Here is a 12191-nt window from a genome sequence, read left to right on the forward strand (position 1 = left end):
GGATGACCGGCTAGGTCCCTACACGCCGATGCCGTCGCCCACCGAGCTCCACTTCGACTGCGGCACCCTGGTCGCGCCCACGCTGCCGGAGGATGCCCGCCTGCGGGCCCTCTTCCAGAAGGACGGGCGCACCGGCGTCTACCGCGCGCCCGCGTGGCATTACCGCGAGGCGGTGCTGCGGCTGCGGGAGCTGGGCATCCCCTACGAGGACAAGGCGAAGCGCTTCGAGCCGCTGGAGCTGCCGCTCACCTCGCCCATCCAACCCTTTCCGCATCAGCAACAGGCGCTGGAGGCGTGGACGCGCGCGGGCGGACGTGGCCTGGTGGAGCTGCCCACGGGCGCGGGCAAGACGCTGCTGGCGGTGCTCGCCATCGCCCACGTGAAGCGGCCCGCGCTGGTGGTGGTGCCCACGCTGGACCTGATGACGCAGTGGCAGGGCGTGCTGGCGCGCCACTTCTCCGTACCGGTGGGCCTGCTGGGCGGCGGCGTGAATGACCGGCAGCCGCTGACGGTGACGACGTACGACTCCGCGGCGATGCAGACGGAGTTCCACGGCAACCGCTTCGGCCTGCTGGTGTGCGACGAGTGCCATCACCTGCCCGCGCCCAGCTACCGCTTCATCGCGGAGGGCTCGCTGGCGCCGTACCGGCTGGGCCTCACCGCGACGCTGGAGCGCGCCGATGGCGGCGAGCGCGTCTGCGAGGAGCTGCTGGGCCCCCGCGTGCACCGCTCGGACATCCGGGAGCTGCAGGGTGAATACCTGGCGCCCTACGAAGTGAAGCGGGTGGAAGTCCCGCTGACGCCCGACGAGAAGTCGCGCTACGACACGGCGCGCGCGCTGTACCTGGGCTTCGTGCGCAGGCTGGGCGTGCCGCTCTCCGCGCCGGACGGGTGGGCGCGCTTCCTGGCGCAGAGCCAGCGCAGCGACGAGGGCCGCGCGGCGTACCGCGCCTACCGCGAGCAGCGGCGGATTGCGCTCACGTCCAGCGGCAAGCAGGAGGTGATGTGGCGCATCCTCCTGGAGCACCGGGACGACCGTGTCCTCGTGTTCACCGACGACAACGAGACGGTGTACACGCTGGCGCGCCGCTTCCTGCTGCCCGCGCTGACGCACCACACGCCCGTGCCCGAGCGCAAGGCGTTGCTGGCGGCCTTCGCCTCCGGGGAACTGCCAGTGCTGCTGACCTCGCGCGTGCTGAACGAAGGCGTGGACGTGCCCGAGGCGCGCGTGGGCGTGGTGCTCAGCGGAAGCGCCAGCGTGCGCGAGCACGTGCAGCGGCTGGGGCGCATCCTGCGCAAACGGCCGGGGAAGCGCGCGCTGCTGTACGAGGTGTGCTCCGCGCAGACGGCGGAGAGCAGCATCAGCGAGCGGCGACGCCAGCACGGCGCCTATCAGGAGGGCGGCTGAGATGCTGACACGCGAGCTGCTCAACTTCCGCGTGCGCCAGGGCGTCCTGCGCCCCGTCTTCGTCAAGCGCGATGACGCGGAATTGCTGACCTTCGCCCAGGACCTGCGCGCGGAGGTAGCAGCGTCGCACGGCGGCCAGCGCGACGACATCGAGGAGTCGCTGGGCTTGAAGGCCGGCGCCTTCACCAAGCCCAAGGTGGCACGCGGCCTGGTGAAGCTGGTGCTGGACCGGCTCCTCTTCGACGAGCCCGCGCCCGGCGTGACGGAAGCCCGCTGGGAGCGAATCAAAGCGGCGGGGCAGGTCCTGCGCGCCCTGCCGCCCGACGCCTCGGTGGAGGACTTCGAGGCACGGCTGGCCCAGACGCTCCCCGTCCCCCTGGCCGAGGCCCGCGAGGCGCTGTACTCGGACCTGCCCGGCCACCGCCGGCTGGTGGGCTGGGACGGCGAGGCACTGGACGCCCAGGACCTGCTGGACCGCTACAACCTGGCGCTGGCGCAGGGCCCCCTCTTGTCCGCACGGCGCCTCCGCCTGCGAGCCCAGGCGCCGGACCTGCTGCGCGTGCGCAAGGTGCTCCGGTGGCTCAAGTTCTGCCGCCTGGTGGCCGAGGTGTGGCGCGACGACGACAACTGGGCGCTCGACGTGGAGGGCCCCGGAGCCATGCTGGCGCTCCAGAAGAAGTACGGCCTGCAGCTGGCGACCTTCCTGTCCGTGGTGCCGGTGCTGGAGCGCTGGGAGCTGACCGCCACCGTGGAACCTTCCCGGCGGCAGGCCACGCTGATGCTCAGCCACAAGGACCCGCTGCGTTCGCCCCTACCCGCCGCACTGGGTCACATTCCTCCGGAAGTGGCCTCCCTCGCGGAGGGCTTCATGGATGACGCCTGGGAGCTGGACCTCACGCCCCTGCCCCGGCACGTGGGCGCCTCCGGACTGTGCGTGCCGGACCTCACCTTCCGCCACCGTGCGTCCAAGAGAGAAGTCGCGCTGGAGCTCTTCCACGCATGGCATGCGGCGCCCCTGGCCCGGAGGCTGACGGAGCTGCGCTCGCGGCCGGACGCGGGCCTGCTGCTGGGCGTGGACCGGGCGCTGGCCAAGGAGGCCGTCGAGCGAGAGACGCTGGAGGCCCACCCGCAGGTGGTGCTCTTCAACGGCTTTCCCTCCGCGCGCAAGCTGCGGGAGCGCCTGGCGAAACTGGAGCCCGGGCGGTGAGCGATGCGCTCGCCTGCCGCGGACGTGCGTCAGCCGCGCGACTTGAACTGCGCCGCGAGCACGCTGAGGATCCGGATGGACGTCCGGTCCAACTGCTTGGCCCGTCGCATGAGCCGCCGCAGCTCGGCGGACTCGCCGTAGTCACTGGGCGGCTCGGCGGCCCACTTCACCTCCTGCACCGGCTTGAGGCCCAACGCCTCGTCCGCGGAGATGGAGAGCACCGTGCACAGCCGGCGGAACGTCTGGATGCTCGGCAGCATGTGGCCGCGCTCGAGCCGGCCATAGACTTCGCTCGCGATGCCAATGCGCTCCGCCACGTCGGCCTGGGTCAGGTTCAGGCGGGTCCGAGCAAGGCGAGCCGCTCCGCCAAGGCGGGATGCGAGAGTCTTTTCCATGGGTCGTTAACCTAGCGGGTCCGCACATGTCGATATGACTTGAGAGGTTGGCATCCAAGAACTTCCTGAGTAGTCTTGTAGGTAGGCAACCTCGTGCGTTTGGCCAACCACACAGGTCTCACCCTGCTGGCGCGAAGAACATGCTGACCTTCTTGTTCGTGGACGAAGACCCACGTTCACTCGCGGCGCTGCGGCGTCTCGTGAGGGATTTGCCCGGCGGCAAGCGCTTCGCCCGTTGCGTGGAGGAGGCCCTCGCGCTCGTGAAGGAAGAAGCGCCGTCCGTGGTGGTGACGGGCGATCTGCTCCCGGACGGAGACGGGCTGGAGCTGCTGGAGCAGGTGCGCGCGCGCCACCCCCGCACCGCCTGCGCGCTGCATGCGGTGATGCCGCCCCTGGCGCGGGACATCACCTGGATGGACCGCGCCGCGCCGCCCTCGGAGGTGCATGCCCTGCTGCGGATGCTGGGCATCTGTGCGGCGTCAATGGGAAGCCCGCGTTAAGGTGCCCCCCTCGACGCGCCATGAAGCTCTACGCCATCAGCGACCTGCACTTGCGCCACAACGACAACCGCCTGGCGCTCCAGGCGCTTCCGGCCCATCCGGAGGACTGGCTCATCGTCGCGGGGGACGTGGGCGAGACGCTGGCGGAGATGGAGCTCATGCTGAGCACCCTCACCCAGCGCTTCCGCCAGGTCATCTGGGTGCCCGGCAACCATGAGCTGTGGACCATGCCGTCGGAGCAGCCGCAGCTGAAGGGGGAGGCGCGCTACCAGCGGCTGGTGAGCCTGTGCCGCAGCTACGGCGCCCTCACGCCGGAAGACCCCTACCCCCGCTGGCCCGGCCCTGGCCCCGAGCGCGTCATCGTCCCCATGTTCCTGGGCTACGACTACACGTTCCGCCCGGACCATGTGCCCGCGGACAAGGCGCTGGAGTGGGCCTGGGAGGATGACCTGCTGTGCACCGACGAGGTGCTGCTGCACCCCGAGCCCCACGCCAGCCGCTCCGCCTGGTGCGCCGCGCGCGTCGAGTCCACGCGGGCCCGGCTGGACGCCCTGCCCCCGGGCTGCGCCACCGTCCTCATCAACCACTACCCGCTGCGCTACGAGCACGTGCGGCTGCCGCGCATCCCCCGCTTCTCCATCTGGTGTGGGACGAAGCAGACGGAGGACTGGCACACCCGCTACCGCGCGGAGGTCGTCGTCACCGGCCACCTCCACATGCCCGCGACGCTGTGGCGTGACGGCGTGCGCTTCGAAGAGGTGTCGCTGGGCTACCCCGTGCAGTGGAAGTACCGGGGCGTGCACGCGTGGGAGAGCTGCCTGCGCGTCATCCTCCCCGGCCCCACGCCGTAGAAAACGCGAAGCCCCGGGCGCCGCGTGAAGCGGAGCACCCGGGGCCTCATCGGCGCGGACAAAGGCCGCGCCGTCACTTCAGACTAGCGAGGCAGCGGCTCGAGGAAGGAGCCGATGAGGACGATGCCCTCGAAGCCATCCTTCGCGCCGTAGACCTCGATGTAGTAGCGGCCGGCCGGAGCGTTGATGAGGTTGCACTTCTCCGACTGGTGGTCCTTCACGCTGCGGCAGTCGTAGTCCGCGTGCGTCGGGGCGCCACCACGCTTGACGTAGAGGTCGGGGTTGCCCTTGCCCTCGCCCGTCTGGATGTAGATGTTGTTCTTCCCCTGGCCCGGGCGACGCTCCGGCACGTCCAGGATGAACACCTGCGAGGAGCCCGCCGCGCCCGAGAGGTTCTCCACGGCGATGCCGCTCTCGATGGGGACGTAGCCACCCTCCCAGGTCACGGTCAGCGTGGCGTCGGAGTACGCACGGTAGCCGTTCAGCATCGCGTACCACTTGCCGTGCTGCGGAGCCGCGAAGGTGCAGACCTCGTTGTTGCCACCGGCGTACGGGCGGCAATCGTACAGCGCGGTGGTGGGCGCGCTGTTGTAGCGGACGTACAGGTCCGCGTCACCCGTGCCACCCGACAGGGTGAACCGCAGGTTGTAGGCACCTTCCGGCACCGTGACCTCGAAGTACTTCTTCTCGTTGGCGCCACCCGACACGACGACCGGCGTGTCCTTGCCGATGGGGTCCGTCGGCGGAGGCGGAACCGGGACGCTGACGCCAACGGCCTTCCACGCGTTCGACACCGACTCGATGGTGGCGGCGTCGTAGCCGAGCTGCGCCGCGGCCTGCTCCGAGATGGTCTTCGCGGCCTCGAAGTTGGACGTCGGCACCATCAACGTGTTGGCCTTGTAGAAGATCTGCGCGGCCTTCTCGATGCCGATGCCCGCCACCACGATGGTGCTCTTGCCACGCGGGTGCGTGCCACCCTGCGACAGGAGGTAGAACGCCAGGTTGGAGATACCGGAGCTGTAGTGCACGCCGGTACCGGGCACGTAGTTGTGGTAGTGGTCGAGCGAGTCGCCATCCAGCGCCGGGTCGTTCATGTAGCGCAGGGCGTCGTTCGGGATGGACGGGGTCCACACGTCGTCGCCAATCAGCCAGTGACGCGGGGAGACCTCGTCCGCGCCGTCGCCGTACCACTCGCACACCGCGCCGAACACGTCGGACATCGACTCGTTCAGGCCGCCGGACTCACCCGAGTAGATGAGGTCCGACTCGTTGTCCGTCACGGCGTGGGTCAGCTCGTGCGCCGTCACGTCCAGCGAGTTGGCCAGGTTGGTGGCCGTCACGCCGTCGCCATCGCCGTACACCATCTGGGTACCGTCCCAGAAGGCGTTCACGTAGTTGACGCGGTGGTGCACCGTGCTGATGAGCGTGCCACCCACGTTGTCGATGGAGTCACGGCCGAACAGGGTGTTGTAGCAGTCGTAGACGGTGCCCAGGTGGTCGTAGTTGGTGTTGACCACGGGGTCCGCCACCGGCACCGCGCCCTCGATGCGCACGACCGCGCCCGGCAGGATGCTGGTGTTGTTGCCGTTGTGGAGGCGGCGGTCGAGGGATTCCTTGATCTGCGGGATGCGCAGCATCACATCGGCGTTGCGCGCGTCCACCAGGACCCAGTCGCGAACAGGCGTGCCGTCCGCCTTGTTGCCGTGCTGGACGACCTTGTACATCAGGCGCAGCTCGTCATCGACGCGCCAGTACACCAGCTCCGGGTTCTTGTCGGTGACCCAGCCCTTGAGCGTCTCGCGGTCGGAGTCCACCGCGGACGTGGCAATCTCACCCGCGATGGTCGCCTTCAGTTCGGCGCGCAGGTCGCTGCGGACGTTGGTGTTCGCCGCGAACACCTTGCCGTTGCGCGCGTGCAGGATCAGCTCGCCGCCCAGCACCGGGAGGTTGTTGTGCTTCACCGCATAGCGGTAGTGGCTGTCACCCTGCTTGTCCGTGTGCGCCTTCTTGAAGACCAGGTTGCCCGGCTCCAGGCGGAACGTCGGCGCCACGGCGTCGACGACCGGGGCCAGCGCGGACGCGTTGAGCGCCTTGGGGCCAGCGGCCGGAATATCCGGCAGGGCAATCGACAGACCGGTGACGAACTGCGCCACCTTCTGGTCGTCCGTCAGGACGACCTTCGCGCCATTCTCCAGCGTCGCCGCCTTCGCGGCATCCGTAGGCTTGTCGGCCTCGGGGGCAGGGGTGGACTCGTTGCAACCGACAACGACAGACAGCGCCGCGATACCGAGCGCTCCGCGAACTCTCTTCTGCACCATGTAATCCTCCTAAGCGGAAAGATTAGGAAGCACGATGACACAGGGATGGCACGTATTTCAAGGTTGCGCGATTATTTCAGTTGTTATCCTCTTCTTAGATTTCAGGCTAATTACGATTAATCCTTTGCTTTCACGGACTTACGGAGTCCACTGCCAGTGCGGGCAACCTGTCACGTGACGTGACAGGTCGTCCAGGCGGGCCTCGGTTTTCCACAGGTTTTGTGAACTCCGTGCCGAACTCCGGGTCCGCCCGCGCGCGTGCGGCAACACTGGCATCGACGTGGCTGGCCATTACGCTTCCTGTCCGGGAGGCAACGATGCGCGCATTGCAGCTACAGCGGCTGGACGGCCCTGACGGGCTCCAACTGGTGGACGTGCCCGAGCCCGAGGCGGGGGACTCGGTGCTCATCGACGTGGTGGCGGCCGGGGTGAGCTTTCCGGACCTGCTGCTCACCCGGGGGCAGTACCAACTCAAGCCCGCCCTGCCCTTCATTCCAGGCGTGGAGGTGGCGGGCGTGGTGCGGCAGGCACCCGCGGGCGCGGCGGTGAAGCCCGGGCAGCGGGTGATGGCCTTCAGCTTCGGGTTGGGCGGCTTCGCCGAGGTGGCCGCGATTCAGCCGGAGATGGTGTTCCCCATTCCCGCGGACTGGAGCTTCGAGGCGGCCGCGGGCGTGGTGATGAACTACCACACGGCGCACTTCGCGCTGCACCGGCGAGGCCGGCTCAAGGCGGAGGAGCGTGTCGTGGTCCATGGCGCCGCGGGAGGCGTGGGCACGGCGGCGGTGCAGGTGGCGCGCGGCGCGAAGGCGCGCGTCATCGCCGTGGTGAGCGACGAGCGCAAGGCGGACGTCGCCCGGCGGGCCGGCGCGCATGAGGTGCTGCTGTCGACCGGAGACTGGGTCGCGCAGGTTCGGGAGAAGACGGGCGGCCTGGGTGCCAACGTGGTGGTGGACCCGGTGGGCGGCGACATCTTCGACAAGAGCCTCAAGTGCCTGGCGCCCGAAGGCCGGCTGCTGGTGGTGGGCTTCGCGAGCGGGCGCATCCCCGAGGTCCAGGTGAACCGGCTCCTGCTGCGCAACATCGACGTGGTCGGCGTGGCATGGGGCGGCTTCCTCCTGCACGAGCCATCCCTGACGCCCACCATCGCCAAGGACCTGGAGGCCATGGCGGACCGTGGTGTGCTCACGCCCGTCGTGGGCCCGGTGTTCCCGCTGGAGCAGGGCGCGCAGGCCCTGCGTGAGCTCGACGCCCGGCGCGCCACGGGCAAGGTGGTGCTGCGCATGCGCGAAGGCTGACATGGCCTGGAGGCACCGGCGCGGGAGTGCTCGCGCCCGGTGCCCGTTGATTGACCGCCGGGCATGCGACCTGCTGCGTGCGGCCACGCCCGGCGCTGCCTTCTTCGCGGGCGGACCCCACCTTGGTGCAGGAGGTGAAGGCACCATGGCGGATGACCCCTTGGAGCGGCAGCACCAGCGCGAGCGGGAACAGGAGCGCAAGCGCCTGCGCGAGGAGGAGCAGAAGGACCTGGACGTGGAGTCCCACCGGGGCCCCCGGCCCCTGGAAGGCTACGCGGGCGGCCACACCACATGGACGGGCCAGCAGGATGATGACTCCGCCCGCCGTGTCCATGCAGGCGATGCCCAGGCCTCCTGGGAAGCCAGCGAACGGCAGGCGCGACTGGAGCCGGAACCCGAGCCCGCCGGCAGTGAGGACGAACCGCCGCCGGGTGGCGAGCGCTCCCGATGAAGCGCGGCCCACAACGCGTGGGTCAACGAAGCTCGGGCACCTCGCGCTCCAGCGTCTCCGCCGCGCGCGCATCCTTGGGCAGGCCGAAGCGCTGGCGCGAGCACGCCAGCAACTGCCCCGCGTAGACGGTGTCCTCGAGCGCCTCCTGGAAGCGGCCCAGCTGCGCCAGCGTGCGTGCCCGCTCGTCCACCAGCCGGGCCAGGATGCGGGCCTGCTCCGCGTGTGAGAACAGGCGGACCACGGAGCGCGCGTCGAAGCACACCAGTGTGTCGAACTCCATGCCCAGCGTGGCCGTGCAGGCTTCGCGGATGTGCAGGAGGCTCGTGTCCAGGGCCGCCTCTGCCCGTGCCCGGGCGATGTCCGGAGCCAGGCGGCCGAGCTCACGCACGGCATTCAGGGTGAAGGCGTAACGCAGGACAGGCATGCGGATGGGAACTACACCCCAGCCGCGAGGATTCATCCACTCATTGCGTGTGTCGAGTGCCGCACCCAGGCCCGCCTCGGGGCGCTCCCGCGAAAGAACGCCACTGGCCGGGATGGAATGGCGCCGACTACAGTTTCTCGTCGCGTTCCAGTCACCCCCACCAAGGACGACGAGACATGAAGGACCTGGACGCCATCCTCCGCGCGCGGGCGCAAGCTCGCGGCCCCCTGGTCCTGGCCACGGTGGTCGAGGTATCGGGCTCCGCCTACCGGCGGCCGGGTGCGAGGATGTTGATGAGCGAGGACGGATGGCTCGCGGGCGGCATCAGCGGCGGATGTCTGGAGGCCGACGTCGTCCGCAAGGCCTTCTTCTGGACCACCACCGGGCCCCGCCTGCTGCGCTACGACTCCACCAGCGACACCTCGGAGGACGAAGGTGCCTTCTCCTTCGCGCTGGGCTGCAACGGCGTGGTGGACGTGCTGCTGGAGCGCTGGGAGGCGGGCGCGGGCGAGGCCCTCACCTTCGCCGCCGAGGCGCGGGAAGCGGGACGCCGGGCGGTGGTGGCGACGGTGTACCGGGGCCCCGCGAACGCCGTGGGTTCCCGGTTGAGGCTCCGCGATGACGGCACCGAAGCGAGCCAGCTGTCCGGCGCACTGGGAGACGCCGTGCGCGAAGCCGCACGCGAGGCGCTGGAGGCGGGCCGGACGTGGAGTGGCCCCTGCGGCGGCGCGGACGTGCTGGTGGAAGTCGTGGAGCCGCCCCATCCCCTGGTGCTCTTCGGCAGCGGCTTCGACGTGGCCCCGCTGGTGAACCAGGCCGCGGCCCTGGGCTGGCATGTCACGGTGGTGGCGGACCGGCCCGCGCAGGCCCTGCGGCGCCGCTTTCCCCAGGCCCATACGGTGGTGTCGGCGAAGGCCCCGGACGCGCCCGGTGCGGTGCCCCTGTCGCCCCGTACGCTGGCCGTGCTGATGACACACAGTCTGCCGCAGGACCGCGAGCTGCTGGCGCGGCTGCTCCCACGGCCCCTGCGCTATCTGGGCGTGTTGGGACCTCGCTCGCGCACGGACCGGTTGCTCGCGGAGCTGCCCTCCCCGCCCACCGACGCGCACCTGGAGAAGCTGCACGCGCCCGTGGGCCTGGACCTGGGCGCGGAAGGCGCGGAGGAAATCGCCCTGTCCATCATCGCCGAGCTTCAAGCGGTGGTCGCCGGACGCGCGGGCGGCAAGCTTCGCGAGCGGCGCGCGCCCATCCACACCGCCGCGCCCCCTCCGGTGCGGAGGCTCGCATGACGGTGGGCGTGGTGCTGCTGGCCGCGGGCGGCTCCTCGCGGCTGGGGCACCCCAAGCAGTTGGTGCGTTACCAGGGCACGACGCTGGTGCGGCGCGCCGCCGAGGCCGCGGCCTCCCTGCGGTGCGGCCCCGTGGTGGTGGTGCTGGGCGCGTCGCGGGATGCGGTTGCCGCGGAGCTCACGGGCCTCGCCGTGCGCACCGTGGACCATGCGGACTGGGCCACGGGCCCTGGAGGCTCACTGCGCGCGGGGCTCGGTGCGCTGCGGGAGACGGAGCCCCCGGCGCTGGACGCAGTGCTCGTGTTGCTGTGCGACCAGCTTCGCGTGGATGCCGCACACTTGCGGACGCTGCTGGATACGTTTGAACGGACTCGCGCGTCCGTGGTGGCCTCCGCCTACGAGGACACCCAGGGCGTGCCCGCCCTCTTCGCGCGTGACGTCTTCCCGGAGCTGGATGCGCTCAGCCCGGGCCAGGGCGCGCGCGGTGTGATTGCGCGCGTGGCCTCGCGCGTGGTGGGCGTCCCGCTGCCCGGCGGTGGCGACGACGTGGACACGCCCGAGGATGTCTCGCGGCTGACGTGAACCGAGCCCGCATCCGTCGCGCCGCGAATACGCGCATCGGCCCCGAGGCCGGCCCTCTGGTACGTCAGTGCGTATTGCCACCGCCGCGCACCGCTCCCCACCTTCTGCGCGCAGGACTTTCAGCAAAGGGGGGCTCATGTCCAGATTCAGGTTCCCGGCGGCGCTGGCCGCCTCGGCGGTGATGTGTTTCTCGGTCGGCTGCTCCAGGCACGCCAAGACAGCCCAGGGCGGGAGGCCACCCACGGCGCAGCAGATGCCACGGCAGGGCGAAGGCCTGCCGCCCAACGCGCAGGCGGAGATGAAGCGGGACTGCCCCATGGACGTGTCCGGCGCACAGGCACGCGCGGAGGACATCCCGGAGGGCGTGGCCCTCATCATCGTCACGCAGGAAACCGACAAGGTGGCGGACCTCCAGCAGCGCAGCCGGAGGATGATGCAGTTCCAGCAGCAGCACGGCACGGGCGGCAGCGGCATGGCCCAGCCACCGGGCGTCGACTACGACGAGATGGGCGGCCGCGAGGAGCCGGGCTCCGCGGGCGCACCGTCGGTGCCGTCCATCGCCAGCGTGCACGACTCTCCGGAGGGCGTCGTCATCGTCTACACCGCCGTCGACCCGGCCCGGCAGGACAAGCTGAGCTCCGAAATCCACCGGAACGCGAAGTACCTGGACACGGGGAAGTGCCCGGGGATGGCGGCGGACTGAGCCCGACATGAGGCCAGCGCCCGAGGCCCTGCCCCCCGCGTCGTCCAGGTGGGCCAGGCGCTGGCTTCATCCCCCGAAGACGCCAGCCGTCACGCCAGCGGCGGCAGGTGCGTCAGGAGCCGCTGCAGGTCCGGCTGCAGCTCATCCGGCGAGGCACTGGCGAGCACCTCCACCGGATGCGTGCCCCAGGTGACGGCGTAGGTCCGCAGCCCCGCCGCCTGTCCCGCGCGCAGGTCCAGCGCGGTGTCCCCCACCATCCACAACCCGCCCGTGCCCAGCGCCGCCAGCGCGTGGTGGATGACGTCGGGCGCGGGCTTGTGCGGAAAGCCATCCGTGCCCTGGACGTGGTGGAGCAACGGGCCCAGGCCCATGGCGTCCACGAACTTGCGCGCCATGTCGGGGCGCTTGGTGGTGGCCACCGCCAGCAGGTAGCCCCGCTCGCGCAGCGCGCGCAGCACCTCCACCACTCCCGGATAGGGCCGTGAGCGCCGGTGGAAGTTGAGCGGGTAGTGCTCACGGTAGGCCACGCACAACGCGGGGACGTGGTCCGGGGCGAACTGGCTGTACATCCAGTCCAGCGGATGGCCGATGAGCGCACGAACCTGCTCGTACGTCGGCGCCGGAAGCCCCAGGTGCCTGAAGGCATGGAGGAAGCTGTCGATGATGTCCGGCAGCGAGTCCACCAGCGTGCCGTCGAGGTCGAAGAGGATGCCGCGAGAAGTAGAAGCGCTCACGCACCTTCCATACCCCCTCTCGCGCCCCCTGTCCT

Annotated in this window: 13 protein-coding genes; 9 read left to right on the top strand and 4 right to left on the bottom strand. The window is 70.3% G+C overall.

Annotation, left to right across the window (positions count from 1 at the left end; genetic code table 11):
- Nucleotides 1-28 precede the first annotated feature (28 nt).
- On the top strand, nucleotides 29-1408 hold the full coding sequence (locus OZ403_RS32045; RefSeq protein WP_140799845.1) for a DEAD/DEAH box helicase family protein: 1380 nt from the start codon (nucleotides 29-31) through the stop codon (nucleotides 1406-1408).
- A 1-nt stretch (nucleotide 1409) separates the two neighbouring features.
- Entirely contained in the window at nucleotides 1410-2615 is a 1206-nt protein-coding gene (locus OZ403_RS32050) for a DUF790 family protein (protein ID WP_268782527.1), read from the top strand.
- A gap of 29 nt (nucleotides 2616-2644) precedes the next feature.
- Here OZ403_RS32050 and OZ403_RS32055 read toward each other — a convergent pair whose 3' ends face one another.
- Nucleotides 2645-3010: a helix-turn-helix transcriptional regulator gene (locus tag OZ403_RS32055; protein WP_140795076.1), complete on the bottom strand. Its 366-nt coding sequence runs from the start codon at nucleotides 3008-3010 to the stop codon at nucleotides 2645-2647.
- Between the two features lie 140 nt (nucleotides 3011-3150).
- Between OZ403_RS32055 and OZ403_RS32060 the strand changes: the two genes are divergently transcribed.
- Together OZ403_RS32060 and OZ403_RS32065 are read left to right on the top strand one after the other, a co-directional pair.
- A complete protein-coding gene (locus tag OZ403_RS32060; RefSeq protein ID WP_237077610.1) occupies nucleotides 3151-3510 on the top strand; it encodes a response regulator in 360 nt (119 codons plus the stop codon).
- 20 nt (nucleotides 3511-3530) lie between these two features.
- Entirely contained in the window at nucleotides 3531-4361 is an 831-nt protein-coding gene (locus OZ403_RS32065) for a metallophosphoesterase family protein (protein ID WP_140799847.1), read from the top strand.
- An 83-nt stretch (nucleotides 4362-4444) separates the two neighbouring features.
- Here the strand turns inward: OZ403_RS32065 and OZ403_RS32070 are convergent, their stop codons facing one another.
- Nucleotides 4445-6679: a M4 family metallopeptidase gene (locus OZ403_RS32070; RefSeq protein ID WP_140799848.1), complete on the bottom strand. Its 2235-nt coding sequence runs from the start codon at nucleotides 6677-6679 to the stop codon at nucleotides 4445-4447.
- Nucleotides 6680-6996: 317 nt separating this feature from the next.
- Here OZ403_RS32070 and OZ403_RS32075 point away from each other — a divergent pair, with 317 nt between their 5' ends.
- Together OZ403_RS32075 and OZ403_RS32080 are read left to right on the top strand one after the other, a co-directional pair.
- A complete protein-coding gene (locus tag OZ403_RS32075) occupies nucleotides 6997-7974 on the top strand; it encodes an NADPH:quinone oxidoreductase family protein (protein ID WP_140795080.1) in 978 nt (325 codons plus the stop codon).
- 145 nt (nucleotides 7975-8119) lie between these two features.
- Complete coding sequence (locus OZ403_RS32080) at nucleotides 8120-8425, top strand: hypothetical protein (protein ID WP_140799849.1); 306 nt, start codon at nucleotides 8120-8122, stop codon at nucleotides 8423-8425.
- 22 nt (nucleotides 8426-8447) lie between these two features.
- Here OZ403_RS32080 and OZ403_RS32085 read toward each other — a convergent pair whose 3' ends face one another.
- Entirely contained in the window at nucleotides 8448-8849 is a 402-nt protein-coding gene (locus OZ403_RS32085) for a hypothetical protein (protein ID WP_140795082.1), read from the bottom strand.
- 176 nt (nucleotides 8850-9025) lie between these two features.
- Between OZ403_RS32085 and OZ403_RS32090 the strand changes: the two genes are divergently transcribed.
- The 3 genes from OZ403_RS32090 (at nucleotide 9026) to OZ403_RS32100 (ending at nucleotide 11422) form a co-directional block, all read left to right on the top strand.
- A complete protein-coding gene (locus OZ403_RS32090) occupies nucleotides 9026-10138 on the top strand; it encodes an XdhC family protein (RefSeq protein WP_268782528.1) in 1113 nt (370 codons plus the stop codon).
- A complete protein-coding gene (locus OZ403_RS32095; RefSeq protein WP_268782529.1) occupies nucleotides 10135-10719 on the top strand; it encodes a nucleotidyltransferase family protein in 585 nt (194 codons plus the stop codon). The genes OZ403_RS32090 and OZ403_RS32095 overlap by 4 nt, the downstream gene beginning before the upstream one ends.
- A 136-nt stretch (nucleotides 10720-10855) precedes the next feature.
- On the top strand, nucleotides 10856-11422 hold the full coding sequence (locus OZ403_RS32100) for a hypothetical protein (protein ID WP_237077611.1): 567 nt from the start codon (nucleotides 10856-10858) through the stop codon (nucleotides 11420-11422).
- An 89-nt stretch (nucleotides 11423-11511) separates the two neighbouring features.
- On the opposite strand, the gene OZ403_RS32105 is transcribed toward OZ403_RS32100, so the two are convergent.
- On the bottom strand, nucleotides 11512-12156 hold the full coding sequence (locus tag OZ403_RS32105; protein WP_140799854.1) for an HAD family hydrolase: 645 nt from the start codon (nucleotides 12154-12156) through the stop codon (nucleotides 11512-11514).
- Nucleotides 12157-12191: the final 35 nt, after the last annotated feature.

Source organism: Myxococcus sp. NMCA1, from assembly GCF_026810205.1.
GTDB lineage: Bacteria > Myxococcota > Myxococcia > Myxococcales > Myxococcaceae > Myxococcus > Myxococcus xanthus_A.

Coding starts and splice junctions, on each gene's coding strand:
- OZ403_RS32045 (WP_140799845.1), top strand. CDS start 29: ATGCCGTCGCCCACCGAGCTCCACTTCGACTGCGGCACCCTGGTCGCG.
- OZ403_RS32050 (WP_268782527.1), top strand. CDS start 1,410: ATGCTGACACGCGAGCTGCTCAACTTCCGCGTGCGCCAGGGCGTCCTG.
- OZ403_RS32055 (WP_140795076.1), bottom strand. CDS start 3,010: ATGGAAAAGACTCTCGCATCCCGCCTTGGCGGAGCGGCTCGCCTTGCT.
- OZ403_RS32060 (WP_237077610.1), top strand. CDS start 3,151: ATGCTGACCTTCTTGTTCGTGGACGAAGACCCACGTTCACTCGCGGCG.
- OZ403_RS32065 (WP_140799847.1), top strand. CDS start 3,531: ATGAAGCTCTACGCCATCAGCGACCTGCACTTGCGCCACAACGACAAC.
- OZ403_RS32070 (WP_140799848.1), bottom strand. CDS start 6,679: ATGGTGCAGAAGAGAGTTCGCGGAGCGCTCGGTATCGCGGCGCTGTCT.
- OZ403_RS32075 (WP_140795080.1), top strand. CDS start 6,997: ATGCGCGCATTGCAGCTACAGCGGCTGGACGGCCCTGACGGGCTCCAA.
- OZ403_RS32080 (WP_140799849.1), top strand. CDS start 8,120: ATGGCGGATGACCCCTTGGAGCGGCAGCACCAGCGCGAGCGGGAACAG.
- OZ403_RS32085 (WP_140795082.1), bottom strand. CDS start 8,849: ATGCCTGTCCTGCGTTACGCCTTCACCCTGAATGCCGTGCGTGAGCTC.
- OZ403_RS32090 (WP_268782528.1), top strand. CDS start 9,026: ATGAAGGACCTGGACGCCATCCTCCGCGCGCGGGCGCAAGCTCGCGGC.
- OZ403_RS32095 (WP_268782529.1), top strand. CDS start 10,135: ATGACGGTGGGCGTGGTGCTGCTGGCCGCGGGCGGCTCCTCGCGGCTG.
- OZ403_RS32100 (WP_237077611.1), top strand. CDS start 10,856: ATGTCCAGATTCAGGTTCCCGGCGGCGCTGGCCGCCTCGGCGGTGATG.